Raw genomic sequence first — 26,371 nt, 5'->3', positions numbered from 1 at the left:
GGTCAGGGCGTGCCGACCGCCGGCAGCAGCAGGTCGGCGAGCTCGCGCCACGAGGTGACCACGGCGATGACGCCGGCCCGGCGCAGCGCCTCGATCCGTCCGGCGCGTTCCGCCTCCGGCACGAACACGACGTTGCCGATGGTGGGGAAGCCGGCGGCCACGGCGGACCGCACGCCGGGCGCCGAGTCCTCCACGGCCAGACCCTCGGCGCCGCCGCAGCCCAGCTCCCGCCCGGCGTGCCGGTAGATCGCCGGGTCCGGCTTGCCGGTGGGTACGGGCAGCGAGTCCTCGGCGCTGTAGCGCCGCTCCACCGGGATGAGCCCGGCCAGCCCGGTGGCGCGGAAGCAGGCCGCCAACCGGCTGCCCGCGCTGCTGCTCACCGCGGCGAGCGTGACGTGCGGGGCGAGCGTGCCGAGCACGTCCCGCACCTCCGGGTCCGGCCGCAGCACGTCCCCGAGGTGGGCGGTGACCCGGGTCTTCTCCTCGGCCACCCAGCGCTCCAGCGCGGCGGCGGTCAGCACCGGGCGGCCGGCCAGGGTCGGTCCCGGCGCGACGACCGCCTCCGGGCGCCCTCCGGCGACGGCCGCCTCGACGGGTACGCCGGAGGCGACGCAGAGGTCCACGGCCGTGGTGCGGAAGTTCCTGCCCGCGGAGCCGAGGCGCAACTGCTCGGCGGTGAGGGTGCCGGGCACCCCGTACGCGGCCAGGAACGCGTTGGCCACCTCGACCGAGGCGGCGAAGGCGGGCTCCTCGGACGGGAAGAGGTTGCCGTCGGCGTCGCACAGCAGCACCCGCACCGCGGACAGGTCGACGTCGGAGAACTGGATCACGGCGGACTCCTCGGGAGCGGGGACTGGTCCCGGCGGGCGGACGCGGTGCCCGCCGCGGGCAGGAGCTGGGCGGACTCCGCCACATCGGGTAGGTGATGGTGCCGTCGGGGAGCGTGAAGGGCTGGTGCGCGACGTAGCCGTGGCGGGCGTACAGGTCCCGCTTCGCCGGGGTGTTCGCCTCCGTGTAGGTGGGGAGCCGGGCCTGCACAGACCGGAGGAACAGGAGGCGCCGCGTCCGAAGCCCAACGCGGGTCACCGCCGGCCGCCGCGGGCACCCCGTCAGCCGGTGGACCGGCGACTCAGCGGTTGAGGTACGCGGCCAGGCCGCCGAGCTCCTCGCTGGCGATGAACACCGACCGCACGTTGAGGATGGCTTCCTCGACGTGGGCCTCACAACCCCACGCCGCGTCGCCCCACGAATCGGCGACCTTGATCCTGGCTGATGCGGTGCACCCCTGCGCGCCGCCGAGCTGGCAGTGCTCGGGATGCGGCCGGGCGGCCTGAGCGGCCGCGGCGACGCGCATCCGGTCCGCGAGATCCGCGGCGGCGGCGGCGCGGTGCTCGGCCTCGGCGCGCAGTTGCCGCTCCGCGCGTACCGCCTTGGCCAGCTCCTCATGCGCTGTCCGGGCGCGTGCCTCCGCGGCCGCCTTCGCCTGTTCGACGTGGTGGCGTTCGATGGCCAGGGCCGCGGTGCCGGCGAAGACCCGGGCCAGAGCGAGGTCGGTGTCCTGCGGGACGCGGGGGGTGCGGTGATACATGGCGAAGGTGCCCAACAGGCCGCCGTCGCGGGCCAGGATCGGTGTCGACCAGCACGCGGCGAGCCCGGCCTGCTCGGCCAGGTCCCGGAAGTCGTCCCAGAACGGGTCGGTGGCGATGTCGGTGACGATGACCGGTTCCCGCCGGTGCGCGGCGGTGCCGCACGAGCCGACACCCTCACCGGTGGCGATCCCGTCGATGGCCTCGTTGTAGAAGTCGGGCAGGCTCGGTGCGGCGCCGTGGCGCAGGTGCCGGCCGTCGGGATCGGCGAGCAGCACGGAGACGAGCATCTGCTGCGGTGCCAGGTTCTCGATGCAGCGCGCCATACCGCCGAGCACCTCGGTCAGGGGCGCCTGACGGGCGATCTGTTCCAGCATGGCGCGGTGTTCGACCATCAGCCGTTGGGCGTGCTTGACCTGGGTGGTCTCCACGCCGATCACGATGATCCCGGTCACCGTGCCACTGGCGTCGCGGCGCGGCTCGTAGGTGAAGTCGAAGAACGCCTCCCGCGCGTGCGGGCCGGCGCCCAGCACGACCCGGGCGTCACGGCCGGTGTAGGGCTCACCCGTGCGGTAGACCTCATCCAGCAGAGCGATGAAGCCCTGATCCGCCAGTTCGGGCATCAACTCGGCGATCGCGACCCCGGTGCGCGCCCGTTCGCCCCCGATGGCGGCGAAGAACGCCGGGTTCGCCGACTCCACCACATGCGTCGACCCCGCGAGCGACGCGAAAACGGCAATGGACTGCCCGAACAGCGCACGCAGATCCTCCTCCGCCGCCTGCCCGGCAACCGCCGAACTCGCCGCCGTCGACCGCTGGCCCGGTACCGCCGTCATGCTTGGTCCCCCCTCTCACGCACGGCTTCGTCGGAAGACTGATGGTTCGCCGCCCGGTGACGGCCGCCAGAGTACGGGGAAGGCCGCGAGGCCGCCGTGCGGCGTACCGGCAGGACCACCCGGGCAGCCTGAGCCGCCGGCGGCGGCGGGCACCCTGCACCGACCTCGTCAGGCGGGCCCTCGACCCGTGCGTGCCGGCCCGCCGGGCGACCGTTCGGAATCGGACCGGGGGCGACGTCGGTCCAGGCGGCGAGCAAGTTCAACCCCAGGGCGTACGCCGCGGCGCCCACCAGCAGGGCGACACTGGCACCGCGCCCCCAGTCGCCCACCAGCACGGCCGGCCCGACCCAGACATCCAGCGAGAGGCCGGCCAGTGCGATCGCCGTGCCGGCCGCGATCGGCGGGACGGCCCACAGCAGCCCGGGTGGCGCGTTGAACCGGTCGTCCTGGAGCAGCCCGGTCATGGTGGCGACGAACCAGCCCAGCAGGAGCAGGACCACGAGCGGCCAGCGCGTTGCGCGTCGCCGCAGGCGTCCGAGCAGCGCGCCGAGGCCGACGCCGGCGGCGGCGTAGAGCGGGTAGGCGGCCAGCTCACACAGGAGGACCCGGACCAGGACCGGGTCGTCGAGCGGCGGTGTCGTCAGGAAGGAGCCGGTGCGGGCCCGGGCGAGCGGGTACGCGACGGCGAAGCTCACACCTGCCAGGAGCACCGCGAGCGGAACCGCCACCGCGAGGGCCCTGGCCTGGGAATTCCGGCGGACGAGGGCGGCGCCCACCAGCAGCGCCAACAACTGTCCGCAAAGGAATCCCGAGGTGTGCCGGAAGATCCGCGTGGTGTAGATCCGCTCGTACTGCTGCGCGTCGCCCTGCGCGTCGTAGTTGACCCAGAAATCGTAGAAGCCGTCGTTGAGCGGCATGGCCGCGAGCACCAGCAGCGCCATCGCCGGCAACGACCAGACGGCCGGGTGCGTCACCGTGCGCCGCAGCGCCGGCAGACCCATACCCGCCATCCCCCGAAGCATCCGACAAGCCTTTCCCGTCCCGGACACGGTTCGGCAACGCGAGGGCCACCGATCGGGGCAACCCACTGATCCTACTGGGGCGTCAGCATTGAATTCGGTCCGCTCGATGCCAGATCGGCGCGGTGATCGGCAGTCAGCGCCGGTGTGGCAGGTGCCGGGCGGCTTGCGGCACGTCAGGCGAAGAAGCGGGTGAGGTGCCGGACGACGGCCTCGGGTTGTTCTTCGGCGAGGTAGTGGCCGCTGTCGACCACGGCGGCGACCTCGACGTCGGTGCCCTTGTCCGGCAGCAACGCCTTGAGGAGTTGGTAACCGCCTTCGCCGCCGCCGAGGCCCAGCAACGGTGCGCGTACGGGTCCGTAGATCTTCCCATCGGCGATGTCCTGGCCGAACGCCCGGTACCAGGCGTTGCCGGCGCGGATCGCCTCCTCGGTGGAGTAGGCGTGCGCGTAGATGTCCCGGTCGCGGTCGCTGATGGCGCTCGGGTCCTCGACCAGGTAGTCGATCATCCAGTCGACCAGCAGGCGGGAGCGGCCGGCGAGCAGGCGTTCAGGCAGGCCGGGGACCTGGTTGAACGCGAACCACCACAGGAACCGTCCCGGTCCGGCGTGGATGTCGCCGCCCACCTGCTGGCGCCCGGGCGCGGGCAGGAGTGAGTAGTTGTAGAACCGGTCGTCGGGGTGGGCGATGTCCAGGAGCGCTATCCGTCGTGTGCTTGCCGGGTGGTTGGCCGCGAAGGCGAAGGCGACCATGCCGCCGATGTCGTGTCCGGCGATATCGACCGTGTCGTGGCCGAGGTGGCGCGTGAGCGCGAGGATGTCGGCGGCCATCGTCCTCTTGTCGTATCCGTCCGCGGGCTTGTCCGAGCCGCCCATGCCCCGCAGGTCGACGGCGATGACCCGACGGCCTTCGGCGAGGGCGGGCATGATCTTGTGGAACTCCCACCACGTCTGCGGCCAGCCCGGCAGCAGGATCAGCGGCTCGCCTCGGCCGCCCGCCACGTAGTGCAGGCGGACGCCGTTGACCTCGGCGTGGCTGCTGACGAACCCGCCCTTGAGTGAGCGCGCCAGTTCGGCATTCGACAGGGTTTTCGACATGTGTCCTCCGGAACGCCTAGCTGTCGGCGGGCCGCCTGGCCGCGCTGCTCAGGAGGGCGAGCGCCGCGTCGCGGGCGTCGTTCGCGGCGCCGGGGCCTTCGAGATGGTCGGCGACCACGGTGGCGCCTTCCAGGAGCAGGAGAAGCTGCCGTCCCAGCACGGCGGGACGCGCGGCTCCGGCCCGGTCGGCGATCGTGGTGAAGAGGTCCAGGTAGCGGCCGAGATGGTTGGCGGCGACGGTGCTGGCCGGAGCCGCATGGTGCTGGGTGGCGGCGTTGACAATGGCGCAGCCGCGGAAGCCCGGCTCCCTGAACCAGACGCCGAGAGCGTCGAAGACCGCGGCGAGCTGGGCCGCCGGCTCGGTGCCCGCGTCGGTGGCAGCCTGCGCCAGCCAGCGCGTGACGCGGTCACTGCGGGCTTCGAGGACGGAGCGGATGAGCCCATCCTTGGACCCGAAGTGGCGGTACAGCGTCTCCTTGGAGATGCCCGCCTCGGCGCACAGCTCCGCGATGCCCACGCCGTCGAGCCCGTGCTCGTAGAGCATGCCCTCCGCCGAGCGGAGGATCGCGGCCCGGGTGCGGCCAGGGTCGAGGCTGCTGCCTTTGGGAACGGGCACGGGAGAGATGGTACCAGTCGGCCCGATGTGCTGCTAGCGTCTCATCGAACCGACCGGAACCATCTAGGGAGCAGCCGTGTCAGATCCCCTCGTCACCGAAACCGTCGACGCCCAGGGACCCGCCGCGCGCACCGTGCCCGTCACCTTCCCGAGCGCGGGCGCCACGCTGCTGGGCGTCCTGCATCTGCCGGCCGGGGCGGGTCCGCACCCCGGCGTGGTCCTGCTGCACGGCTTCCCGGGACATGAGCGGAACTTCGACCTCGCGCAGGCGTTGCGGCGAGCCGGATACGCGGCGCTGGTGTTCCACTACCGCGGCTCATGGGGGATGGACGGCACCTGGTCGTGGACCCATGTGCTGGAGGACTCCGCCCGCGTGGTCGCCCGCCTGCGTGAGCCCGAGGTTGCCACGGCCCACGCTCTCGACCCGGGCCGGCTGGCCGTCATCGGCCACAGCCTGGGCGGCTTCGCCGCGCTGATGACCGCGGCCGCCGATCCCGGTGTGGCCGCAGTCGGTTCGGTGGCCGGGTTCGACCTCGGTACGGCCGCCGCCGCCTGCCGGAGCGACCCGGCCGCGCGAGCCGCCTACCTCGCCGACTGGGCGGGTGAACTACTGCCCCTGCGCGGCACGAGCGCGCAGGCGCTGGTCGCGGAGATGGAGGAGGCAGGGGACGCGTGGAGCCTGGCGCGCCTCGCGCCACGGCTGGCCACCCGCCCGGTGCTGCTGATCGGCACCGACCGCGACGTCGTCACCCCCGCCGGTGTCCACCACGGGCCGCTGGTGGACGCCTACCTCGCCCACCCCGTCACCGGACTCGAGCACCACGTCTTCCCCACCGACCACGCCCTGTCCGACCATCGAGTCGCCCTCGCCCGTACGGTGATCGCCTTCCTCGACCGGCACCTGAAGGACGCCATCCGGTGAACCGGATCCGCGCCGCTGCCGGGGCCCCGCGCTCGCGCTCCCGCCGGGCCCCGAGGGTGTACTGGACCGCCGCGCGACTCGCCCTGGGAACCGCGTCGGCCCTGGGGATCTCCCGATTCGCCTACGGTCTGCTCCTGCCGGCCATGCGGACCGATCTCGGGTGGAGCCTTGCCCGAGCCGGTGCCCTGACCACCGCCAACAGCGTGGGATACCTGCTGGGCGCCGCGTTTGCCGGCGTCGCCGCGCGGCGCTGGGGTTCCACCGCGACCTTCCGGTTGGGCATGCTGGTCACGGCCCTTGCCCTGGCCGCCACCGCGGTGAGCAGCGCATACCTGGCGCTGCTCACCGCACGCGCGGCGGCGGGTGCCGGCGGCGCCCTGGTCTTCGTCGCCGGAGGCGTGATCGCCTCGCGCAGCGCCGCCGCCGCGCGTTCAGCCGCACCCATCACGATCTACTTCGCCGGGGCCGGGCTGGGCATCGCCGTCAGCGCGGCCTGGCTTCCGAGCCTGGCGACGTACGCCCCGCACGCATGGCCGCTGGCCTGGACCGGACTGGCCGTCTGTGCCCTCGCGGCCACCGCCGTCAGCTGGGCCGCCGCCCGCGTCGACGAACCCGAGCCGCAGCTCACGACAGGTCGACGCGAGATCCGGCACCTGTGGCGCACCGCCGTCGCCTACCTGCTCTTCGCAGCCGGATACATCGCCTACGTCACCTTCCTGTCAGCCGCCCTGACCCAGGAAGCCGTGCCCACCTGGCAGGTCAGCACACTGTGGGCCCTCCTGGGGATCAGTGCCGTGGTCGCGCCGCCCATGTGGAGCCCACTCATCGGCGCATGGCCGCCGGCGCGTGTCCTCACCACCGTGCTGGCCCTCCTCGCCGGCGCGAGCGCGCTGCCCCTTGCCAGCTCGTCATACGTTGTCCTCGTCGTCTCGGTCGTGTTCTACGGCGGCACGTTCATGACTGTTCCGGCCGCCGTCACCGCGACGATCCGTGGCGCGACCCGCCCTGAAGACTGGGCTCCCACCCTCGCCGCTTTCACCACGGTCTTCGCCGCCGGCCAGACCGTCGGCCCGTGGGCGGCCGGAACCATCGCCGATCACACCTCGGCCGACGCCACGCTCGTCTGGGCGGCCGCGCTGTGCGCCGCAGCCACCCTCGTCGCCGCAACCCGGCGGCCTCGGATCAACAGCCGGGGTCCAGCGGGCGCCGTACGACGTGCTCACCGAAAGCGTGGGCGGGTGGACCTGGGTGCAGGGTGACTCGGTCGTCAGGTGCAACGGCAGCGGCCCCGCCCGCCGGCATCGTGGTGGTGTTCCCACCGCGGGACCCGATCGGGACCGCCCAGTCGACCACGCCGCGGCGCACGGCGTCGTCGGAACCGGTCGTCCGCGACGCCGCGCCGGCGTACCTGAAACGCTGACCGATCAGCCGCGCCGTAACGGCCGGCGGAACGATCAGTCCCCGCTCGGGCCGGCCGTAGCGGCCCCGCCCTGCTCTCTGCTGTTCCTGTCGTCCAGCCAGCGCTCGAATTCGACGGCGACGATCCGCTCGTCGTGCAGCCCGGCTGCGGCGCCGGACGCCAGCCAGACGATGGGCGGGCCCATCACCGCCGGCTCCAGGAACTGTCGTCCCTCGGGTACGGCGTCGGGCGGCAACATGCCCGTCACGGTCGGGCCCCCGGGCAGCAGCAGGTTGACGGTGACCCCCGTGTCCCGCAGGTCGGCAGCCATGATCCGGGAGAGCGACTCACTGCCGGCGCGTGAGGGCCCGTAGGGGACGAAGCCCGCACGCTGCATGGTCGATTCACTCACCGAGATGTTGACGATGCGCCCGCCACCCGCGGCCAGCATCCGCGGCGTGACCTCCCGCGCCACCAGGAAGTAACCGGTCAGGTTCGTCTCGATCACCGCGCGGAAGCCATCGGCAGGAACCTCCCAGAACGCCTGCCGGTGCGTCATGAAGCGCGGGTTGACCGTCCGCATGCCGATCCCGGCATTGTTGACCAGCATGTCGATGCCGCCGAGCCGCGACCACGCCTGGTCGACCGCGGTTGTCACCGACGACTCGTCCCGCACGTCCAGGCCGATGCCGAACGCCCGGGGAAGTTCAGCGGCGACCGAGCGCGCGCGCTCGGCGGATCGGCCGGTCAACGCGACCGTGGCCCCCGCCCCGGCCAGGGCGGCGGCCATGGCGAGTCCCAGTCCGCTCGTCCCGCCGGTCACCAACACCTTCATCGGGATGCTCCCGTCCCACGAACCGCTGGCCCGTGGTCGGCCCCCGCGGTCTCTCCAGCAGCACTCATCAGCGAGACGCTAGGAACTAGAGCATGGTCCAAGTCAAGCGGCCGTACCGGGATTCGGGTGCTCGGGGTGGCTCCTGGGCTGGGTGAACAGGGGCCAGGGCGAGGTGGGCGAACGGGGGGCACTCCCTGCCACCCCAGGTGAACGTCCAGGTCGCTAAACTAGGCCCTCGCGCCCTCGTAGCTCAGGGGATAGAGCATCGGTTTCCTAAACCGTGTGTCGCAGGTTCGAATCCTGCCGGGGGCACCAGGTCAAACCCTTGATCAACGATCACTGTTCCGCCTGCCGGAGCTTGGCGCCACCCCCGCCACACTCCCGGTGAGGGCGCCTCGCCAAGCGGCCGGCCGTATCACCCGTCGGTGCGCCGGACGTAGTGGCGCACCGGGTGGCCGGTGGTGAAGCCCTCCGACTCGTACAGGGTCTGTGCGGAGGTGTTGCTCTCGTCGGTGCTGAGGATGACGCGAGCGGCGCCGGCGGATCGGGCCAGGTCGACGACCATTCGGACCAGAGCCCGCCCGACCCCCAGACGGCGCGCATGCGGGCTCACGAAGAGATCGTTGAGGATCCACACCGGAGCCATGGAAACGGAGGAGAACGACCGGTAGACCTGAGCAAAACCGAGCAGCGCGGGCTCGCCCTCCATCCTCGCGGCGAGGATGATCGACTCATCTCGCTTGAGCCGTTCCATCAGGAACGCTCTTGCCGCTTCCGGTCCGCTCGGGCGTTTGTAGAACTCCAGGTATCCGAGGAAGAGCTCGGTGACCTCATCGACCGCGTCGAGTCCGATTCGCTTGATGTCGACAGGCCTGGTTGGAAGTTCTGCCCCCACCGTCGTCCTCCATCCCCGTTCAGCACCTGGTCGCCGTCGTCAAGCGGGGAAGGTAGCAACCGACGGCAGGATCGGTGATCACGGGCACCCTGGCGGCGTTCAGCGGCTGGCTCGGCTGCGCTCTGCTGGCCTGGGGTCTCCTCATGATGCTGTACTCGTAGCCGGAGATCTCACGGATCGGCTGGCCGCGGGACACGACAGCCGGGAGGGAGTCGCTCGATGGCCGACATCATGATCCGGCCGATGACGGCGGAGGACGCCGACGCGGTGCTGGCGATCTACCAGGCCGGGCTCGACGCCGGCGACGCCAGCTTCGAGATCACGGCTCCCACCTGGCCGGAGTTCGACGCCGTCCGGCTGCCCGACCACCGGTTCGTCGCCGTCGACGGCGACGGCGCCGTCGTCGGTTGGGTCGCCGTCTCGCCGACCTCGACCCGTGCCGTGTACGCGGGGGTGGTGGAGCACTCCGTGTACGTGAGCCCGGCCGCCCAGGGGCGGGGCGTCGGCCGGCTGCTGCTGGACGCGTTGATCGCCGCCACCGAGGCGGCGGGTGTGTGGACCGTGCAGTCCGGTGTCTTCCCCGAGAACGCGGCAAGCCTCGCCCTGCACCGCCGGGCGGGCTTCCGGGTCGTCGGTACGCGGGAGCGGGTCGGCCGGCAGCACGGCCGGTGGCGGGACGTCGTCCTCGTGGAGCGGCGCAGCCCGGCGGTCGACTGACCGTGCGGGCGGAGTCGCCGGTCAGCCGGTCAGGCGGTAGACGGAGACGTGGGACCGGGACTCCTCGGTGAACTCGGCCCCGGACCAGTCCGCGTGCCGGGACTCCAGCTCGAAGCCGGCCAGCTGGCCCATCAGGTCCAGCTCGGCGGGCCAGATGTAGCGGTGCGGGCTGCGGGACACCCGCGCCTCGCGGCCCTCGCCGAACCGGAAGTGGTGCGACACGACCTGCTGGCGCAGCACGTCGTAGGTGTCCAGGCCGATGTAGCCGGGATCGGCGTGCCACACCGTCGCCCGCACGCCCGGGGGCAGCTTGCGCAGCTCGGGCACCCACAGCTCGATGACGAACCGCCCGCCCGGGCCGAGGTGGCGGGCCGCGTTGCGGAAGCAGGCGACCTGTTCCGCCTGGTCGAGCAGGTTGGAGATGGTGTTGTAGACCAGGTAGACGAGGGTGAAGTCGCCGGGTGCCGTGGCCGTCGCCATGTCGCCGACGACCACCGGGATCGTAGCCTCGTCGGCCTTCGTCCGGAGCTGCTCGATCATCGGTACGGACAGCTCGATCCCGGTGACCGGCACGCCGCGTTCCGCCAGCGGGACGGCCACCCGGCCGGTGCCGACGGCGAACTCGAGGGCGCGTCCGCCACCGGCGAGCGCGGCGAGGCGGTCCACCGTGGGTCCGAGGACCTCCGGCGCGAACATCCCGGTGCCCGGTGTGTCATAGCGCTGCGCCGTCTCGGCGTCCCAGATCTCGTCCTGTCGCACGGTGCCACGATCGTCGTCGATGCCGGCCCTGTCCAACGGGTTTTCAGGGTGCGTGCCGGGCGGCGGACGGGCCTGACGGGCCTCCGGAACGGGCCGATTTCCTCCGGTCCGCGCTGTTAACCTGCGTGCGAGGGGCTGCGCTGTGTGGTCGGCGGCCTCGACCGGGCGCCAGCCCCGGGCCATCGGGGTGGCAGTGGGTCAGTCGGTACCCTGCTAGTCCTGGCCTGCCCGCGACGACATGGTGGTACTTCGTGAACGATCTTCGAGTGGTGGCGTTCGACCTGGACGACACGCTGGCGGTTTCCAAGTCCCAGATCGATCGTCGGATGGCGGAGCTCCTCGGCCACCTGCTCACCGAGGTGGATGTGCTGGTCATCTCCGGTGGCCGGTTCGAGCAGTTCGAGGCGCAGATGCTCGCGCACCTGGACCTGACCGAGGAGCAGCGCGGCCGGCTGCACCTGATGCCGACCTGCGGCACCCGCTACTACCGGTGGCGGGACGGGGACTGGCGGCAGGTCTACGCCGAGGACCTGAGCGAGGCCGACAAGATCCGGGTCGTCGCCGCGCTCACCGAGTCGGCGCAGGCGCTCGACCTCTGGGAGCCGAAGACCTGGGGCGACATCATCGAGGACCGGGGCAGCCAGATCACCTTCTCGGCGCTGGGCCAGTCCGCGCCGCCGGCGGAGAAGTACGGCTGGGACCCGGACGGCAGCAAGAAGAAGCGGCTGCGGGACGCGGTCGCCGCGAAGCTGCCCGACCTGGAGGTCCGGGGTGGCGGCTCGACCTCGATCGACGTCACCCGCAAGGGCGTGGACAAGGCGTACGGCATGCGGAAGCTGCTGGAGTGCCTGGACCTGAAGATCGACAACGTGCTCTTCGTCGGTGACCGGCTCGACGTGGGCGGCAACGACTACCCGGTGAAGGCCATGGGCATCCGGTGCGTCGCCGTCACCCGCTGGGAGGAGACGGCCGACTACGTGGAGAGCCTCGTCGACGACCTGGTGAAGCTGCGGACCGAGCCGGCCTGACCGCCGCCCCCGGGTCGAGGGGGCGGCGGCCAGTGCGGGCGTCAGAGGGCGGCGCGGATCGCCTCGGCGAGCGTGGTGGGGGTGCGGCCGATCAGCCGCGCGAGGTCGTCGCCGACCTCCAGCTCGCCCTGGGCGATGCCCCGGTCGGCGTCGGCGAGCAGGGCCGCGTACCCCTCGGGCACGCCGGCCGCGACCAGCAGCTCGGTGTACTTGTCCACCGGCAGGTCGAGGTAGGAGACCGTGGCGCCGGCCTGCCGGGTGACCTCGGCGGCCAGCTCGGTCATGGTGAACGGGGCGCCGCCCAGCTCGTACACCGCTCCGGCCTGGTCGGCGGCGGTGAGCACCGCCGCGGCGGCCGCGGCGTAGTCGGCGCGGGTGGCGGCGCTGACCCGGCCGTCACCGGCCGCGCCCGCGACCCCGTGCCGGAGGTACGTGGGGAGCTGGCCGGTGTAGTTCTCCAGGTACCAGCTGTTGCGCAGGAACACGTGCGGCAGGCCCGAGTCGCGGATGAGCTGCTCGGTCGCCTGGTGTTCGGCGGCGAGCGCCAGCGTGGACGTGTCCGCCTTCGCGATGCTGGTGTAGACGATCAGCCCGACGCCGGCCTCCCGGGCGGCGGTGACCACGTTGCCGTGCTGCACCACCCGCCGGCCGACCTCGCTGCCGGAGACGAACATCAGCTTCTCGGCGCCCGCGAAGGCGGCCCGCAGCGAATCGGGGTTCTCGTAGTCGGCCCGCCGGGTCGCCACGCCCCGCTCGGCGAGGCCGGCGAGCCGGTCGGTGTCCCGGCCGAGCGCCACGATCCGGTCGGCGGGTACGCCCCGGTCGAGCAACGACTCGATGATCAGGCGGCCGAGCGGGCCGGTGGCGCCGGTGACGACGATGGACATGAGTGCTCCCTGGTGTGGCGACGTCAGCTGTCTTCCCTCGCCAACGGGAACAACTCCCCGTTACTTCCCGTTGGAGAGTAGGCACCTTCAAGTTCGGTACGCACTGAAAGAGAGTGGCCACGTGCAGGCGGACCCGTTCAACCGGAACTGCGGCAGCCGAAAGGTCCTGGACCGGATCGGCGACCGCTGGAGCGTGCTGGTCGTGCTCACCCTCGCCGGCGGCGACAAGCGCTACGGTGAGCTGGCCGCGCGGATCGACGGGATCAGCCAGAAGATGCTCACCCAGACCCTGCGCGGCCTGGAGCGCGACGGCATCGTCACCCGCACCGTGCACGCCAGCGTGCCGCCGCGGGTCGACTACGCGCTCACCGACCTGGGCCGCAGTCTGCTCGACCTGGTCGCCGGCCTGGAGGCGTGGGCCACCACCCACCTGACCGAGGTGGAGTCCGCCCGGGCCCGCTACGACGCCCGGAGCTAGTTCCGGAACCGGAGCCGAGTCTGGCGGGATCGATGTCGATGCGGTAGGAACGCGCAGAGAGCGCTCTCCGTCCCCATCACCGAACAGGCAGGCAGATGAGACCAGTAGACCCCTCCCGCCGCCGCTTCCTCGCCCTCACCGCCGCCTCGGCGGCGTCCGTCACCGCCCTCGGGCTCCCGGCCGCATCCGCCGCCGCGTCCCCGGCCGGCCACGGCGACGGCGCCGAGCCGGACTTCGGCCCCAACGTCTTCGTGTACGACCCGGCCACCCCGGTCGAGGAGATCCAGTCCAACCTGGACCGGCTCTTCGCCACCCAGGAGCACAACGAGATGGGCTTCGACCGCTACGCCGTGCTGTTCAAGCCCGGCCGGTACGAGGTGAACGCCCGCCTCGGCTACTACACGACCGTGGCGGGCCTCGGCGCGCACCCCGACGACGTGGAGATCCACGGTGCGGTGCGGGTGATCGGGCAGCCCGACCCGAACTCGGAGGCCGGCATCTCCGCGCTGACCAACTTCTGGCGCTCGGCGGAGAACCTCGCCGTCAGCCCGACCGACTGGTCGAACCAGTGGGCGGTCTCCCAGGCGTCCCCGATGCGCCGGGTGCACATCAAGGGCATCCTCTGGCTGGAGCCCGGCAACGGCGGCTTCTCCAGTGGCGGCTACATCGCCGACTCCAAGGTGGACGGCATCACCATCAACGGCTCCCAGCAGCAGTGGCTGACCCGGGACAGCGAACTCGGCGGCGACTGGACCAACGGGGTCTGGAACCAGGTCTTCTCCGGCGTCGTCGGCGCGCCCGCGCAGGGCTTCCCGAACCCGCCGTACACGACGCTGCCGACCAGCCCGGTGACCCGGGAGAAGCCGTACCTCTTCGTGGACGGCGCGGGCCGCTGGCGGGTGGCCGTTCCCCGGCTGCGCCGCGACACCGCGGGCACCACCTGGGCCGCCGGCGCCCCGCCGGTGCCGTCGCTGCCGCTGTCCGACTTCTTCATCGCCAGGCCCACTGACTCGGCCAAGCGGATCAACCAGGAACTCTCGCGGGGGCGGCACCTGCTGCTCACCCCGGGCGTCTACCAGCTGGACCGGGCGCTGCGGGTCAAGCGTCCGGACACCGTCGTGCTCGGCCTCGGCATGCCGAGCCTCGCCCCGACCACCGGCGACGCCGCCCTGCGGGTCGAGGACGTGGACGGCGTCCGGATCGCCGGTGTGCTCGTCGACGCCGGGCCGGTCGAGTCGGACGTGCTCGTCGAGATCGGCAACCGGCACGGCCACCGGTCGCACGCCGGAAACCCGATCTCGCTCCAGGACGTCTTCTTCCGCATCGGCGGCCCGTACGCGGGCCGGGCGGTGACCAGCCTCGTGGTGAACAGCCGGCACACCCTGATCGACAACATCTGGGCCTGGCGCGGCGACCACGGCAGGCCCGGCACCATCGGGTGGGCCGTGAACACCGCCGACACCGGCGTGGTGGTCAACGGCGACGACGTGACCGCCTACGGGCTCTTCGTCGAGCACTACCAGCGCTGGCAGACCATCTGGAACGGCGAGCGCGGCCGGACCGTCTTCTACCAGAGCGAGCTGCCCTACGACCCGCCGAGCCAGGCGGCCTGGCGCAGCCCGACCGGCAACGGCTGGGCCTCCTACAAGATCGCCGACCACGTGCGCGAGCACGAGGCGTGGGGGCTGGGCGTCTACTCGTACTTCAACCAGCAGGTGGACATCCGCTGCGACCGGGCCATCGAGGCGCCGCGGCGGGCCGGCGTGCGGTTCCACGACGCGATCACCGTGTTCCTGGACGGCAGCGGCGGCATCGAGCGCACCGTCAACGAGGCCGGCACCCCGGTGGTCGGCTCGTACGGCACCAGCCCGGTGGTCAGCTACCCCTGAGCCGCCCGACCGGACCCCCGGCCGGCTCCCCTACGGCCGGCCGGGGTGACCGGGCGATGTAACGAGAATTCGTCGGAACACGCTGCGGCCCGCACCCCGTGCGGGCGTGGTGTGCCGGTCATAGGCTCGCGTACATCGAGGACCGGCGCTCGCGGCCACCCCGGACCGGGGTGTCGGACGCGAACTGAGGGGGCGCGTCCGCCGCCGGCCGCCGTCGCCGTCCCGGACACCAGCTCGCACCGGAGGACTCTTTGCGTCGTTCCGCATTTCTCACCTGCCTGGGCGCCGCCACGCTGGCGGCGGTCCTGGCCGGCGCCGGCCCCGCGTCGGCCATCAACACCTACAACGCCCAACCCGCGCCGGAGCGCACCGAGGTCGGCGCCATGCTGGCCCTCTGGGACCGCGACGGCGACGGTGTCTCGGAGACCATCGACTGGTACTGCTCCGGCACCATGGTCGACCGGAACACCTTCCTCACCGCCGCGCACTGCACCACCGACTGGTCGCCCGGCGTGCGCTTCTTCGTCTCACTGGCCCAGGACGTGCAGGGTGCGCTCGACTCGGCCAGGGCCGCCGGCCTCAGCCCGGCGCAGACCGCCGCCCAGGTCGGGGTCGAGGGCACCGAGCACACCAGCCCGGACTACCCCGGCAACTCCGCCGACGCACACGACATCGCGGTCATCGAGTTCTCCGACGGTCAGGCCGCCGAGCTGGCGAAGCGGTGGCCGTTCACCCCGGCGACGCTGCCCGCCGCGGGCCAGCTCGACGCGCTGGGCTCCCGCGCGCTGGACGCTGCGACCTGGGTGGTCGCCGGCTACGGCACCGAGGAGGCCGCCCGCGGGCCGGGCGGGCAGACCCACCCCGGCGGCGGCGTCCGCAACAAGGCCGAGGTCGGCTTCAACGCGTTGAACAAGACCTGGGTACGGCTGGCGATGAACGAGAGCCGCGACTACGGCGGCGCCTGCTACGGCGACTCCGGCGGCCCGAACTTCGTCACCATCGGCGGTCAGCGGGTGCTCGCCGCCACCACCATCACCGGCGACGGCCCCTGCTACGCGACCAACGTGGCATACCGGCTGGACGCGCCGACCGCGCGGGACTTCCTCGACGAGTTCGTCGACCTGCCCTGAGCTGACGCACGACCGGCGGCCGGCGGGAGCACCCCGCCGGCCGCCCCCGTTCGTCGGCCGTCCCGCTCAGGCGGGGAGCTGCTCGGCGCGGGTGACCACCTGGTCGATCAGGCCGTACTCGCGGGCCTCCTCGGCCGTGAACCAGCGGTCCCGGTCCCAGTCGCGCTGGATCTCGTCCAGCGTGTGCCCACTGTGCTGGGCGATGAGCTCCTGCATGGTCCGCTTCACGTGCAGCATGTTCTCCGCCTGGATGGTGATGTCGGCCGCCGTGCCGCCCATCCCGCCGGACGGCTGGTGCATCATCACCCGCGAGTGCGGCAGCGCGAACCGCTTCCCCGCCGCGCCGGCGCAGAGCAGGAACTGCCCCATCGAGCCGGCCATCCCGAGGGCCAGCGTGGCCACGTCGTTCTTGACGTAGCGCATGGTGTCGTAGACGGCCATCCCGGCACTGACCGAGCCGCCCGGGGAGTTGATGTAGAGGAAGATGTCCCGCTCCGGGTCCTCGGCGGCCAGCAGCAGGATCTGCGCGCAGATCTGGTTGGCCGAGGCGTCGGTGACCTCGGTGCCGAGGAAGATGATCCGCTCCTTGAGCAGCTTCTCGAAGACCCGGTCGCCGAGGGTCGGTTGCCCCTCGTCCAGCATCCAGATGCCGTATCCCATGACCTGACCACCCTCCGTGCCGCCGGTGGGCGAGGGACCGCCCGGCAACCGGCGGTCTCCAGCCTCCGGCGGCCGGCACCCCGCGGCCCAGCGTTTCTGCCCGGGGCAGATCCGCCGTGGGCAGAACCGGCCGGGCCTAGGCGGCGGCCAGCCGCCGCCGGCCCGCCCGGGCCCGTCGCCGGGCCAGCGTGACCGAGGTACGCGGACGGTGGCGGGCGGCCGGCGCGGAGGGGATCAGCCAGATGCGGGTGCCGGTGCCGAACGCGGTGGGGGAGGCGTACCCGAGGTCCGGGCCGACCGGCTCGGGCGCGGTGCCCGCCGGCCGCAGCGCCCCGCCGAGCAGCGGGGTCGGCGCGACCGGCCGGCGGGTGGCGTGCAGCCGCGGCCCGCCGACCCGCAGCTGCGGGCCGGTCCGGGTGGCCGGCACCCGGTCGAGCCGGGCCAGCGTCACCCCGGAGGCCACCGGCGCCCGACGCTCGACCCGCCGCAGCTCGTCGCGGGCCTCCTCGAGCAGGTCGGAGAGGTGGATGCCGAGGGCGCGGCAGATCGCCGCCAGCACCTCGGAGGAGGCCTCCTTGCGGCCCCGTTCGACCTCGGAGAGGTAGGGCAGGGAGACGCCGGCCGCCAGCGCCACCTCGCGCAGGGTGCGGCCCTGACGCAGGCGCACCCGGCGAAGCACCCCACCGATCACCCGTCGCAGCAACGACATGCGGGCCTCCTCGCGGTCGTCGTCCCCCGGATGTCCCCATCATGCCCCGTCCCGGCGACGGAGACCGGCCCGGCCGCCCCCGTGCTGCCGACCGGGACCACCTGGGTTCAGCGCCAGACCACCGCCCGGCCGTGCCAGCTCGGCGAGACATAGTCCGCCTGGCCGACGATCAGACCCTGGTCGTTGACGTTGATCGCCCGGCTGCCCACCGCACCGCTGGGCAGCGGCAGCAGTTGCGAGGTCGCTGACGGGTCCGGCCAGATCATCGCCCGGTCGCCGTGGCCCTCGGTGCCGATCACCAGGCCCGAGTCGTTGACAGCCTGGGCGGTGGGGGAGACGGCGGTGGTGGCCAGCCGGCGCATGGTCGAGCCGTCCCAGAAGAAGGCGGCGAACACGCCGTCGGCGGTCCAACTGGTGCCGACCACGTGGCCGAGGTTGTTGATGCCGTTCGCCGTGCTGGTGGCTCCGCCGAGGGTGCCGAGCGGCCGGGTCACCCCGTCTCGCCAGACGAACGCCTGGTAGTCGTCGGGCGCCGGGTCGTCCCACTCCTGCCAGCCGTAGGTGCCCGCGACCGTGCCCGCCTCGTTGACCGCGGTCGCGCTCGCCCCGGGCGGCACGTCGATGGTGATCTCCGTGGCCCCGGTCCGGACGAAGGCCCGGCGGCCCGAGAAGCTGTCGGTGACGTGGTAGACGCCGACCACCCGGTCGCCGGCCGTGTCGTACGCGATGGAGAAGATGCCGCCGGTCAGGCCGAGGTCCTGGATCCTTCCGTCCACCCACGCGACGGCGTGGCCCCTGCCCTCGGAGTCCTGGCTGGTACCCACGATCCGGCCCTGCTCGTCGATGGCCTCGGCCTGGCTGTTCAGCCCGCCCAGGGTGCCCAGGTCCTCGATCCGGCCGTCCACCCAGCGCACCGCGTGCCAGTAGCCGCTGGCCAGGCGGGCCGATCCCACCACCACCCCCGGCCCGTTGACGTCTGACGCCGAGGTGTCGAGGCCGTCGAGCGACGGCAGCACGACGGCCATCCGGTCCGCCGTCGGCATCGTGGCCGTTGTGGTCGGCGTCGGTGAACCGGTCGGCGATGGCGTACCGGTCGGCGAGGGGGTGGCGGTCGGTGGCGGTGTGCTGGTCGGCGATGGTGAGGCGGTGGGCTTGGGCCGGGGTGGCCGGGTCGCCTCGGTCGGTCGGGGCCGCGGCCGATCATCCGGGCGGCTCGCCACCGCCGGTGTCGCGCCGGCCAGCAGCATCCCGAGAGCCACGCCCCCCGTGGCCAGTGCCGTACGTGTCCGCATCCGGGTTCTCCCTCGTCAGGACGGTCGTCCCCCGAGTCTCACCCGCCATGACGGCGATAAATGTGACGAGATCCTTACCGGTGGTACGCCCGCTCGGGTGATCGTCGCCCCGGCCGGCCGGATCCCGGCGTACCCGCTATGTTGTGGGCGTGCAGGCGACGGTGGCGGAGCAGGGCCGACGGTGATCCATTTTCCCGCGCAGCGGCGGGGGCCGCTGAGCGCGCTGAGTCTGCGCCTGCTCGCCGCCCTGGGCCTGGTCCTCGCCGTGGTGGCGGCGGTCTGGATCGACCGCGACGGCTACCGCGACGTCAACGAGGACGGCCTCACCCTCCTCGACTGCTTCTACTACGCGGTGGTCTCGCTCTCCACCACGGGCTACGGCGACATCACCCCGGCGGCCTCCTCGGCGCGCCTCGTGAACGTCCTGTTCGTCACCCCCGCCCGGGTGCTCTTCCTGATCATCCTGGTCGGCACCACCCTGGAAGTCCTGACCGAGCAGTACCGGACCGGGCGTCGCCTGAATCGGTGGAGGAGAGTCGTGAAGGATCACGTGATCATCTGCGGCTACGGCACCAAGGGCCGTAGCGCCGTCTCCGCGCTGCTCGAGAACGGTCTGGACAAGTCCAAGATCGTGGTGGTCGAGCGGAGCGGCGCCGCGCTGCGGCAGGCCACCTCGGCCGGGCTGGTCGCCATCGAGGGCTCGGCCACCCGCTCGTCGGTGCTGGAGGAGGCGCACGTCCGCACCGCCAAGTCGGTCATCATCGCGACCGACAGCGACGACGCCTCGGTGCTGGTGGCGCTGACCGTCCGGCAGCTCACCGCCGGCCAGGTGCGGATCATCGCGGCGGTCCGGGAGGCGGAGAACGCGCCGCTGCTCAAGCAGAGCGGGGCGCACCACGTGATCGTCTCCTCGGCGACGGCCGGCCGCCTGCTCGGCCTGTCCACCTCCGCGCCGCCGCTGATCGACGTGGTGGAGGACCTGCTCACCCCCGGCCAGGGCATGGCGCTGGCCATGCGCTCGGCCGAGCGCAGCGAGGTGGGCCGGTCGCCCCGTGAGCTGGAGTCGCTCGTCATCGCCCTGGTCCGCCGGGGCAAGGTGGTCGCGCTGAACGACAAGGCCGGCGCGGTGATCGAGACCGGCGACATGCTGGTCCACGTCCGGGACGACCGGCCGCAGTCCGCCGCGACGGTCTGACCCTCTCCTGACCCGCCCGCCGGCCCGGCGGTCAGCAGATCGGGTCCGGCTCGTCTCCGGACGCCTCGACGCAGCTCAGCGGGCGGCCGCTGCTCGCCCGGCGGAGCAGTTCGTAGAGGGTGTCCCGCTCGGCCGGCTGCAGCGCGCCGAGCACCTCGTCCTCGACCCCGGCCAGGGCGCACTCGGCCTCACGGAGCCGCTTCGTGCCCGCCGCGGTGAGGCTCACCACGTGGCGCCGGCGGTCCTCGGGTGACCGCCGCCGCTCGACCAGGCCCTCCGCCTCCAGGTCGTTGAGCAGCCCGACCACGTTCGTGCCGTCGATCTGCAGCGTGCCGGCCAGCGCCTGCTGGCCGATGCCGCCCGACTCCCGCAGCACGGTGAGCGCGACGAGGTGCCGGGGGCGCAGGCCGAGGGGCGCCAGCACCGACTCGGAGCGCAGCCGCATCCGCCGGGCCAGATGGTCGAGCAGCGGCCCGGAGCGGTGCTCCGACTCCTCGACCGGCACGGCTGGCATGTGACCCAGTTTACGCACGGCATGGAACATCGGCCTGCTATAAATGGTTGGCGCTACACAAACGATCTGTGGAGGGTTAATCGCATGGCACACCTGTTGTACATCGACTCCAGCATCCGGGGCGAGCACTCGGTCAGCCGGCGGCTCACCGCGCGGGCCGCCGCCGCGTGGCGCGCCGCAAACCCGGGCGGCACGGTCACCCACCGCGACCTCGGCCGGGAGCCGCTGCCCCATCTCGATGAGGCCAGCGGCCTGGCACGGATGGTGCCGGCGGAGCAGCACACCCCGGCGCAGCGCGCGTCCTGGCAGCTGAGCGAGCAGCTGGTGGGCGAGGTGAAGCGGGCCGACACGATCCTGCTCGGCCTGCCGCTCTACAACTACGGAGCGCCGAGCAGCGTGAAGACGTGGGTCGACCACCTCATCGCGCCGGGCATCGCGTACGACCCGGCCACCGGGGCCGGCCTGCTCGGCGGGCGCGAGTTCATCGTGCTGGGCACCCGGGGTGGCGGCTACGGCCCGGGCACCCCGCGCGAGGGCTGGGACCACGCCGAGCCCTGGCTGCCGCACGGCCTGTCGATGACCGGCCTGGAGCCGCGCTTCATCTCGGCCGAGCTGACCCTGGCGCCGGTCACCCCGGCCATGGCCGAGCTGATCCCGCTGCACGAGCAGAGCCTCGCGGCGGCCGAGCGGGCCATCGACGAGCTGTGGGTGCCGGCCGCCGCGGTGGCCTGACCCGACCATGAAAGGGCGGGCCGTCCCCTCGGGGAACGGCCCGCCCTTCTCGGTCGTCAGGGACGCGTCAGAGGATCGTCCAGGTGTCGCCGGCGGACAGCAGCCCGGCGAGCTGCTGCTCCGGGGTCTGGTCGACGTCGGCCTTCGCCGCCGCGACCTGCTCCTGCACCACCCGGTCGTAGGAGGAGCGGGTCACCGAGCGGAACACGCCGATCGGGGTGTTCCGCAGGTCCAGGCCGGGCAGCCGGGACAGCGCGAAGGCGTACGCCGGGTCGGCGACCCCCGCGTCGTGCACCACGATCTCCTCGGCCGGGGTGCCGGCGGTCTCCCGGACCTCCAGCCCGAAGCCGCCCGGCGGGTGGACGACGCAGAACTGGCCGTCCTTGCCGAAGGTGATCGGCTGCCCGTGCTCCAGCCGGATGAGGAAGTCGTCCCGGGTGGCCGGCTCCTTGAGCGGGTCGAACGCGCCGTCGTTGAAGATGTTGCAGTTCTGGTAGATCTCCACGAACGCGGAGCCCTCGTGCTCGGCGGCGGCCCGCAGCACCGACTGGAGGTGCTTGCGGTCCGAGTCGATGGTCCGGGCCACGAAGGTCGCCTCCGCGCCGAGCGCCAGCGACAGCGGGTTGAACGGGGCGTCCGCCGAGCCGACCGGAGTCGACTTGGTGATCTTGCCGATCTCGGAGGTCGGCGAGTACTGCCCCTTGGTCAGGCCGTAGATCCGGTTGTTGAACAGCAGGATCTTCAGGTTGACGTTGCGGCGCAGCGCGTGGATCAGGTGGTTGCCGCCGATGGAGAGGGCGTCGCCGTCACCGGTGACCACCCAGACCGACAGGTCCGGCCGGCTCACCGACAGGCCGGTGGCGATCGCCGGGGCGCGGCCGTGGATGGAGTGCATCCCGTAGGTGTTCATGTAGTACGGGAAGCGGGACGAGCAGCCGATGCCCGAGATGAAGACGACGTTCTCCCGGGGGATGTTCAGCTCCGGCATGAAGCCCTGCACGGCCGCCAGGATCGCGTAGTCACCGCAGCCGGGGCACCAGCGCACCTCCTGGTCGGACTTGAAGTCCTTCGCGGTGAGCTTGAGGGCGACGGGCTCAGACATTCTTCAGGACCTCTTCCAGCATCGTCTCCAGCTCGGCGGCCGTGAACGGCAGGCCGCGGACCTGGTTGTAGCCGATCGCGTCGACCAGGTACTTCGCCCGGATCACGTGGGCGAGCTGGCCGAGGTTCATCTCGGGGATGACCACCCGGTCGTACGCGCTCAGCACCTCGCCGAGGTTGGCCGGCATCGGGGCCAGGTGGCGCAGGTGCGCCTGGGCGATGGAGAGCCCGCGCTGGCGCAGGCCCCGGCAGGCCGCCCCGATCGGGCCGTACGTCGAGCCCCAGCCGAGCACCAGCACCCGGGCGTCGCCGTCCGGGTCCTCCACCTCGACGTCCGGCACCGGGATGGTCTCGATCCGGGCCGCCCGGGTGCGCACCATGAAGTCGTGGTTCGCCGGGTCGTACGAGATGTCGCCGGTCTTGTCGGCCTTCTCCAGGCCGCCGATCCGGTGCTCCAGCCCCGGGGTGCCCGGGATGGCCCACGGCCGGGCGAGGGTCTCCGGGTCCCGCAGGTACGGCAGGAAGGTGGTGCCGTCCTCGCCGTTGGGCCGGCTGGCGAACTCGACCCGCAGGTCGGGCAGGCTCTCCACGTCCGGCAGCAGCCACGGCTCGGAGCCGTTGGCCACGTAGTTGTCGGACAGCAGGAGCACCGGGGTGCGGTAGGTCAGCGCGATCCGGGCCGCCTCCAGGGCCGCGTGGAAGCAGTCCGCGGGCGACTTCGGCGCGATCACCGCGACCGGGGCCTCGCCGTGCCGCCCGTACAGGGCCATGTTGAGGTCGGCCTGCTCGGTCTTGGTGGGCATGCCGGTGGACGGCCCGGCGCGCTGCACGTCGACGATGACCAGCGGCAGCTCCAGCGCCACGGCCAGCGAGATCGTCTCGCTCTTCAGCGCGACGCCCGGACCGCTCGTGGTGGTGACACCGATCGAGCCGCCGTACGAGGCGCCCAGCGCCGCGCCGACCGCCGCGATCTCGTCCTCGGCCTGCATGGTGACCACGCCGAGCTTCTTGTGCTTGCTCAGCTCGTGCAGGATGTCCGAGGCCGGGGTGATCGGGTACGCCCCCAGGAAGACCGGCAGCCCGGAGCGGACGCCGGCGGCCACGAGGCCCAGCGACAGCGCCGCGTTGCCGGTGATGTTCCGGTAGGTGCCCGGCAGCATCTTCGCCGGCTTGACCTCGTAGCGGACGGAGAAGTCCTCGGTGGTCTCGCCGAAGTTCCAGCCGGCCCGGAAGGCGGCCACGTTCGCCGCGACCAGCTCGGGGCGGGCCGCGAACTTGCGCTCCAGGAAGCGCAGCGTCGACTCGTACGGGCGCGAGTACATCCAGCTCAGCAGGCCGAGCGCGAACATGTTCTTGGCCCGCTCGGCGTCCTTCTTGGACACCTCGTGCTCGGCCAGCGCGCCGATCGTCATCGAGGTCAGGGCGACCGGGTGCACCACGTACCCGGCGAGGGAGTCGTCGTCGAGAGGGCTGGTCGCGTAACCCACCTTGGCCAGGTTGCGCCGGGTGAACTCGTCGGTGTTGACGATGATGTCCGCCCCGCGCGGCAGGTCGGTCAGGTTGGCCTTGAGCGCGGCCGGGTTCATCGCCACCAGCACGTTCGGCGCGTCGCCGGGGGTGAGGATGTCGTAGTCCGCGAAGTGCACCTGGAAGCTCGACACGCCCGGCAGGGTGCCGGCGGGAGCGCGGATCTCGGCCGGGAAGTTGGGCAGCGTGGAGATGTCGTTGCCCAGCTGCGCCGTCTCCGAGGTGAACCGGTCACCGGTGAGCTGCATGCCGTCGCCCGAGTCGCCGGCGAACCGGATGACCACCCGGTCCAGTTGACGGATCTGCTTGGTCACGCCCGCACCTCGCTTCGCTGAGCGCCGTCGCACGGGCGGCTGAACGTGATGGTGACTCCGCCTTGCCCGGCCACGTGCCCTCCTAGACGCGCTGCTGCCGCCGGCCGTCCGTCGATGGGTTCGGCCCGCTTCATCTCTCACGTCAGAGCCTACGTCGGTCCCTTAGGGCCACCTTGGTGGAGGTCCGACGTATGGGACCTGATCGGGCCGTTGTATGCCCGGCTTTGCGGCCTTTAGTACCGCAGCCCGTAATTCAGATCACCGCAACCGGCCGGACACACCCGTCACTCACTCCTCGGCGGGGCGGGCGACGGGCTCCGCGGCCGCGGCTCCCATGCGGCGGCGCAGCGAGGTGGTGGCCAGCGCCAGCGCGAGCACGACCAGCAGGCCGGAGACCGCGATCAGGGTCACCGCGGTCCGGTGCACCGAGGTGACGTCGTCGTCGGTGTCCGGCGCGGCGGCGGCCACCACGCCCTGCGACCCGGTCGGAGTGGGCGCCCCGACGGGCGGGGTGGCCAGCGCGGCCGCCGCGGTGATCCGGAAGCTCATCTGCACCTGCCGGTCGCGCCCGCTGCGCGGGTCCAGCCGCGCGACGACGGCGCCGGCCAGCGGGGCCCGACGCTGGGCCTCCGCCGAGGCGGTCACCGGCAGGCTCAGGCTGACGGTGCGGCCGGCCGGGACGGTGCCCAGCGCGCACCGGGTCCGGTCGGGACCCGCCGGGGCGCAGCCGGCCGGGGGATCGGTGACGCTCACTCCCGCGGGGAGGACCACGTCGACCCGGCCGGCGGCGTCGACCTCGCCGGTGTTGCCGAGGCGCACGCCCAGGGTGCTCGGAGCGCCGCTGATGTCGAAGAGGACCTCGTCGGCGCGGAGCGAGATGCCGGGCACCGGCGGCCCGGGCGGGAAGAGGACCGCGAAGCCCTCGTCGTCGCCGGCCGGGCTCGCCACGCCGGGCGCGGTGGCGGTGACCTGGACCGACCCGCTCAGCGGCATGGACCGCCAGGCGGTGCCGCCGACCCGCACGCGGATCGAGGCGCGGAACTGGGCGCCCGGCGCGGTGGTCCACCCGCCGCAGTGGTAGCTGCTCCCGCCGGCCGAGGCGCAGCCCGGAGTGCCGGCGTCGCTCAGGCCGGGCGGCAGGGTGTAGCCGAGGCGGATCAGCTCCGGCCGGCCCCCGGTGTTGGTCACCGTCACCCGCAGCGTGGTCACCGTGCTGTCCGCGTTCCAGTAGGCGGGGGTCAGCACGACGTCGTCGGTGGTGACCCGCACGCCGAGCGGGCTGCCCGCCGGCTGGCCCGGCCGGGGCGGGGACACCACGGGCGGCGGTCCGGCCGACGTGGGAGGCGGCGCGGTGGTGGGCGCCGTGGTGGTGGGCGCCGGTTCGGCGACCGTGGTCGTCGGCGCCGGCGGGGTGGTGGTCGGTGTCGCCGGCGTGGTCGGCACCTCCTCCGTCGGCGGCGGGCTGGTGGGCGCCGGCGCCGTCGTCGTCGGGTCCACGGTCGGTGTCGCCTCGGTCGGGTCGGTGCCGGGGTCGCCTCCGGGCTCGCCCGGGTCACCCGGATCGGCTGCCTGGACCACGGCGGTCACGGTCGGCGAGGCCGCCGCCCAGGCCGGCCCCACCGCGACGGCCGCCGCGATCCCGGCGAGCAGCGCGGGCGCGAGCAGCGCGGGGATGCCGCGGAGCGCGGCGCGCCGAGCAGGCCGTACGCGGGGGCGGGGCATCTGTCCTCCGTGACGCTCAGTGAGGTCTCATTATTTGACAACAGTTGCCTTCGTGCACTAGTCCCCAGAGGAAACAAATACGTAACGTGTTTCGGGTGTCGCGACGGCCGGCCCGGTAGGCTCCCGACCGTGACGGGATACCTCGGCTCGTACGCCACGCTCGGTCTCCTGCTCCTTGCCGCCGTGCTCTTCTTCGTTACGGCGTTCTCGGCCAATCGGGTGTTACGTCCCGGCCGTCCGGCCGATCCCTGGGGCAAGCGGGCCACCTACGAGTGCGGTCTCGATCCGGTCGGCGGCGACTGGGCGCAGATGCGGATCCGCTACTACGTCTACGCCTACCTCTACGTCCTCTTCGCCGTGGAGGCGGTCTTCCTCTTCCCCTGGGCGCTGGTCTTCGACCGGCCCGGATTCGGCGTGACCACCGTGGTGGAGATGGGCGTGTTCGTCGCCGTGGTGGCGCTCGGCATCCTCTACGCCTGGCGCCGGAACATCCTCCGCTGGACCTGACGGTC

At 72.6% G+C, this 26,371-nt stretch carries 26 protein-coding genes and 1 tRNA gene; 11 read left to right on the top strand and 16 right to left on the bottom strand.

The window, feature by feature from the left end:
* Nucleotides 1-2: 2 nt before the first annotated feature.
* The 5 genes from NFX44_RS30335 to NFX44_RS30315 form a co-directional block, all read right to left on the bottom strand.
* On the bottom strand, nt 3-830 hold the full coding sequence (locus tag NFX44_RS30335) for an HAD family phosphatase (RefSeq protein WP_262287019.1): 828 nt from the start codon (nt 828-830) through the stop codon (nt 3-5).
* Nucleotides 831-1,129: 299 nt separating this feature from the next.
* Nucleotides 1,130-2,422: a GAF domain-containing protein gene (locus NFX44_RS30330; RefSeq protein WP_262287018.1), complete on the bottom strand. Its 1,293-nt coding sequence runs from the start codon at nt 2,420-2,422 to the stop codon at nt 1,130-1,132.
* Complete coding sequence (locus NFX44_RS30325; RefSeq protein ID WP_262287017.1) at nt 2,419-3,423, bottom strand: hypothetical protein; 1,005 nt, start codon at nt 3,421-3,423, stop codon at nt 2,419-2,421. The genes NFX44_RS30330 and NFX44_RS30325 overlap by 4 nt, the downstream gene beginning before the upstream one ends.
* Before the next feature lie 194 nt (nt 3,424-3,617).
* Nucleotides 3,618-4,538 carry an alpha/beta hydrolase gene (locus NFX44_RS30320; RefSeq protein WP_262287016.1) on the bottom strand — a complete coding sequence of 307 codons (921 nt, stop codon included), beginning with the start codon at nt 4,536-4,538 and terminating at the stop codon, nt 3,618-3,620.
* Nucleotides 4,539-4,554: 16 nt separating this feature from the next.
* Nucleotides 4,555-5,154, bottom strand: a complete 600-nt coding sequence (locus tag NFX44_RS30315; RefSeq protein WP_262287015.1) for a TetR/AcrR family transcriptional regulator — start codon at nt 5,152-5,154, stop codon at nt 4,555-4,557.
* Nucleotides 5,155-5,230: 76 nt separating this feature from the next.
* On the opposite strand from NFX44_RS30315, the gene NFX44_RS30310 reads away from it, so the two are divergent.
* A complete protein-coding gene (locus NFX44_RS30310; RefSeq protein ID WP_262287014.1) occupies nt 5,231-6,076 on the top strand; it encodes a S9 family peptidase in 846 nt (281 codons plus the stop codon).
* 56 nt (nt 6,077-6,132) lie between these two features.
* Entirely contained in the window at nt 6,133-7,335 is a 1,203-nt protein-coding gene (locus tag NFX44_RS30305) for a YbfB/YjiJ family MFS transporter (RefSeq protein WP_262287013.1), read from the top strand.
* Nucleotides 7,336-7,530: 195 nt separating this feature from the next.
* Here NFX44_RS30305 and NFX44_RS30300 read toward each other — a convergent pair whose 3' ends face one another.
* Entirely contained in the window at nt 7,531-8,310 is a 780-nt protein-coding gene (locus NFX44_RS30300; RefSeq protein WP_262287012.1) for an SDR family NAD(P)-dependent oxidoreductase, read from the bottom strand.
* A 239-nt stretch (nt 8,311-8,549) separates the two neighbouring features.
* Between NFX44_RS30300 and NFX44_RS30295 the strand changes: the two genes are divergently transcribed.
* A tRNA-Arg gene (locus NFX44_RS30295) sits at nt 8,550-8,625 on the top strand.
* 100 nt (nt 8,626-8,725) lie between these two features.
* Here NFX44_RS30295 and NFX44_RS30290 read toward each other — a convergent pair.
* Nucleotides 8,726-9,205, bottom strand: a complete 480-nt coding sequence (locus NFX44_RS30290) for an N-acetyltransferase (RefSeq protein WP_262287011.1) — start codon at nt 9,203-9,205, stop codon at nt 8,726-8,728.
* A 219-nt stretch (nt 9,206-9,424) separates the two neighbouring features.
* Here NFX44_RS30290 and NFX44_RS30285 point away from each other — a divergent pair, with 219 nt between their 5' ends.
* Nucleotides 9,425-9,922, top strand: a complete 498-nt coding sequence (locus tag NFX44_RS30285) for a GNAT family N-acetyltransferase (protein WP_262287010.1) — start codon at nt 9,425-9,427, stop codon at nt 9,920-9,922.
* A gap of 21 nt (nt 9,923-9,943) precedes the next feature.
* Here the strand turns inward: NFX44_RS30285 and NFX44_RS30280 are convergent, their stop codons facing one another.
* On the bottom strand, nt 9,944-10,681 hold the full coding sequence (locus NFX44_RS30280; RefSeq protein WP_262287009.1) for a bifunctional 2-polyprenyl-6-hydroxyphenol methylase/3-demethylubiquinol 3-O-methyltransferase UbiG: 738 nt from the start codon (nt 10,679-10,681) through the stop codon (nt 9,944-9,946).
* Nucleotides 10,682-10,932: 251 nt separating this feature from the next.
* Here NFX44_RS30280 and NFX44_RS30275 point away from each other — a divergent pair, with 251 nt between their 5' ends.
* Nucleotides 10,933-11,709, top strand: coding sequence for an HAD-IIB family hydrolase (locus NFX44_RS30275; protein WP_262287008.1), 777 nt, complete (start codon nt 10,933-10,935; stop codon nt 11,707-11,709).
* Between the two features lie 41 nt (nt 11,710-11,750).
* Here NFX44_RS30275 and NFX44_RS30270 read toward each other — a convergent pair whose 3' ends face one another.
* Nucleotides 11,751-12,596 (bottom strand): SDR family oxidoreductase, encoded by an 846-nt coding sequence (locus tag NFX44_RS30270; RefSeq protein ID WP_262287007.1) that lies wholly within the window; start codon nt 12,594-12,596, stop codon nt 11,751-11,753.
* A gap of 121 nt (nt 12,597-12,717) precedes the next feature.
* Between NFX44_RS30270 and NFX44_RS30265 the strand changes: the two genes are divergently transcribed.
* The 3 genes from NFX44_RS30265 to NFX44_RS30255 all read left to right on the top strand — a co-directional run bounded on the left by NFX44_RS30265 (nt 12,718) and on the right by NFX44_RS30255 (nt 16,093).
* Nucleotides 12,718-13,074, top strand: coding sequence for a helix-turn-helix domain-containing protein (locus tag NFX44_RS30265; RefSeq protein WP_262287006.1), 357 nt, complete (start codon nt 12,718-12,720; stop codon nt 13,072-13,074).
* A 95-nt stretch (nt 13,075-13,169) separates the two neighbouring features.
* Nucleotides 13,170-14,963 (top strand): adenylyl cyclase, encoded by a 1,794-nt coding sequence (locus NFX44_RS30260; RefSeq protein WP_262287005.1) that lies wholly within the window; start codon nt 13,170-13,172, stop codon nt 14,961-14,963.
* Nucleotides 14,964-15,214: 251 nt separating this feature from the next.
* A complete protein-coding gene (locus NFX44_RS30255; protein WP_262287004.1) occupies nt 15,215-16,093 on the top strand; it encodes a trypsin-like serine protease in 879 nt (292 codons plus the stop codon).
* Nucleotides 16,094-16,159: 66 nt separating this feature from the next.
* Here NFX44_RS30255 and NFX44_RS30250 read toward each other — a convergent pair whose 3' ends face one another.
* From NFX44_RS30250 to NFX44_RS30240, 3 genes are all read right to left on the bottom strand, one after another.
* A complete protein-coding gene (locus NFX44_RS30250; protein ID WP_262287003.1) occupies nt 16,160-16,753 on the bottom strand; it encodes a ClpP family protease in 594 nt (197 codons plus the stop codon).
* A 136-nt stretch (nt 16,754-16,889) separates the two neighbouring features.
* Entirely contained in the window at nt 16,890-17,462 is a 573-nt protein-coding gene (locus tag NFX44_RS30245) for a helix-turn-helix domain-containing protein (protein ID WP_262287002.1), read from the bottom strand.
* Between the two features lie 107 nt (nt 17,463-17,569).
* Nucleotides 17,570-18,505 carry a hypothetical protein gene (locus NFX44_RS30240; protein WP_262287001.1) on the bottom strand — a complete coding sequence of 312 codons (936 nt, stop codon included), beginning with the start codon at nt 18,503-18,505 and terminating at the stop codon, nt 17,570-17,572.
* A gap of 430 nt (nt 18,506-18,935) precedes the next feature.
* Here NFX44_RS30240 and NFX44_RS30235 point away from each other — a divergent pair, with 430 nt between their 5' ends.
* On the top strand, nt 18,936-19,949 hold the full coding sequence (locus NFX44_RS30235; protein ID WP_262287000.1) for a TrkA family potassium uptake protein: 1,014 nt from the start codon (nt 18,936-18,938) through the stop codon (nt 19,947-19,949).
* Between the two features lie 31 nt (nt 19,950-19,980).
* Here the strand turns inward: NFX44_RS30235 and NFX44_RS30230 are convergent, their stop codons facing one another.
* Nucleotides 19,981-20,463: a MarR family winged helix-turn-helix transcriptional regulator gene (locus tag NFX44_RS30230; protein ID WP_262286999.1), complete on the bottom strand. Its 483-nt coding sequence runs from the start codon at nt 20,461-20,463 to the stop codon at nt 19,981-19,983.
* 84 nt (nt 20,464-20,547) lie between these two features.
* Between NFX44_RS30230 and NFX44_RS30225 the strand changes: the two genes are divergently transcribed.
* A complete protein-coding gene (locus tag NFX44_RS30225) occupies nt 20,548-21,195 on the top strand; it encodes an FMN-dependent NADH-azoreductase (RefSeq protein WP_262286998.1) in 648 nt (215 codons plus the stop codon).
* 67 nt (nt 21,196-21,262) lie between these two features.
* Here NFX44_RS30225 and NFX44_RS30220 read toward each other — a convergent pair whose 3' ends face one another.
* The 3 genes from NFX44_RS30220 to NFX44_RS30210 form a co-directional block, all read right to left on the bottom strand.
* The gene (locus NFX44_RS30220) at nt 21,263-22,297 is read right to left on the bottom strand and encodes a 2-oxoacid:ferredoxin oxidoreductase subunit beta (protein WP_262286997.1); all 1,035 of its coding nucleotides are present in this window, start codon (nt 22,295-22,297) and stop codon (nt 21,263-21,265) included.
* Nucleotides 22,290-24,137 carry a 2-oxoacid:acceptor oxidoreductase subunit alpha gene (locus NFX44_RS30215; protein ID WP_262286996.1) on the bottom strand — a complete coding sequence of 616 codons (1,848 nt, stop codon included), beginning with the start codon at nt 24,135-24,137 and terminating at the stop codon, nt 22,290-22,292. Before NFX44_RS30215 ends, NFX44_RS30220 begins: the two co-directional genes overlap by 8 nt.
* A 288-nt stretch (nt 24,138-24,425) precedes the next feature.
* Nucleotides 24,426-25,859 carry a hypothetical protein gene (locus tag NFX44_RS30210; RefSeq protein WP_262286995.1) on the bottom strand — a complete coding sequence of 478 codons (1,434 nt, stop codon included), beginning with the start codon at nt 25,857-25,859 and terminating at the stop codon, nt 24,426-24,428.
* 129 nt (nt 25,860-25,988) lie between these two features.
* Between NFX44_RS30210 and ndhC the strand changes: the two genes are divergently transcribed.
* Nucleotides 25,989-26,366 (top strand): NADH-quinone oxidoreductase subunit A, encoded by a 378-nt coding sequence (gene ndhC / locus NFX44_RS30205; protein ID WP_262286994.1) that lies wholly within the window; start codon nt 25,989-25,991, stop codon nt 26,364-26,366.
* Nucleotides 26,367-26,371: the final 5 nt, after the last annotated feature.

Source organism: Micromonospora sp. MA102, assembly GCF_025460765.1.
Lineage (GTDB): Bacteria > Actinomycetota > Actinomycetes > Mycobacteriales > Micromonosporaceae > Micromonospora > Micromonospora halotolerans.
The sequence above is the reverse complement of the archived record's forward strand: the minus strand, read 5'-3'. Positions and strand labels throughout refer to the sequence as shown.

Bases quoted from the DNA above. Each gene is read 5' to 3' on its own strand.
- NFX44_RS30260 (WP_262287005.1), top strand. From the start codon at position 13,170: ATGAGACCAGTAGACCCCTCCCGCCGCCGCTTCCTCGCCCTCACCGCC.
- NFX44_RS30270 (WP_262287007.1), bottom strand. From the start codon at position 12,596: ATGTCCATCGTCGTCACCGGCGCCACCGGCCCGCTCGGCCGCCTGATC.
- NFX44_RS30225 (WP_262286998.1), top strand. From the start codon at position 20,548: ATGGCACACCTGTTGTACATCGACTCCAGCATCCGGGGCGAGCACTCG.
- NFX44_RS30300 (WP_262287012.1), bottom strand. From the start codon at position 8,310: ATGAAGGTGTTGGTGACCGGCGGGACGAGCGGACTGGGACTCGCCATG.
- NFX44_RS30250 (WP_262287003.1), bottom strand. From the start codon at position 16,753: ATGGGATACGGCATCTGGATGCTGGACGAGGGGCAACCGACCCTCGGC.
- NFX44_RS30330 (WP_262287018.1), bottom strand. From the start codon at position 2,422: ATGACGGCGGTACCGGGCCAGCGGTCGACGGCGGCGAGTTCGGCGGTT.
- NFX44_RS30325 (WP_262287017.1), bottom strand. From the start codon at position 3,423: ATGGGTCTGCCGGCGCTGCGGCGCACGGTGACGCACCCGGCCGTCTGG.
- NFX44_RS30320 (WP_262287016.1), bottom strand. From the start codon at position 4,538: ATGTCGAAAACCCTGTCGAATGCCGAACTGGCGCGCTCACTCAAGGGC.
- NFX44_RS30240 (WP_262287001.1), bottom strand. From the start codon at position 18,505: ATGCCGACGGCGGACCGGATGGCCGTCGTGCTGCCGTCGCTCGACGGC.
- NFX44_RS30285 (WP_262287010.1), top strand. From the start codon at position 9,425: ATGGCCGACATCATGATCCGGCCGATGACGGCGGAGGACGCCGACGCG.
- NFX44_RS30220 (WP_262286997.1), bottom strand. From the start codon at position 22,297: ATGTCTGAGCCCGTCGCCCTCAAGCTCACCGCGAAGGACTTCAAGTCC.
- NFX44_RS30210 (WP_262286995.1), bottom strand. From the start codon at position 25,859: ATGCCCCGCCCCCGCGTACGGCCTGCTCGGCGCGCCGCGCTCCGCGGC.
- NFX44_RS30230 (WP_262286999.1), bottom strand. From the start codon at position 20,463: ATGCCAGCCGTGCCGGTCGAGGAGTCGGAGCACCGCTCCGGGCCGCTG.
- NFX44_RS30245 (WP_262287002.1), bottom strand. From the start codon at position 17,462: ATGTCGTTGCTGCGACGGGTGATCGGTGGGGTGCTTCGCCGGGTGCGC.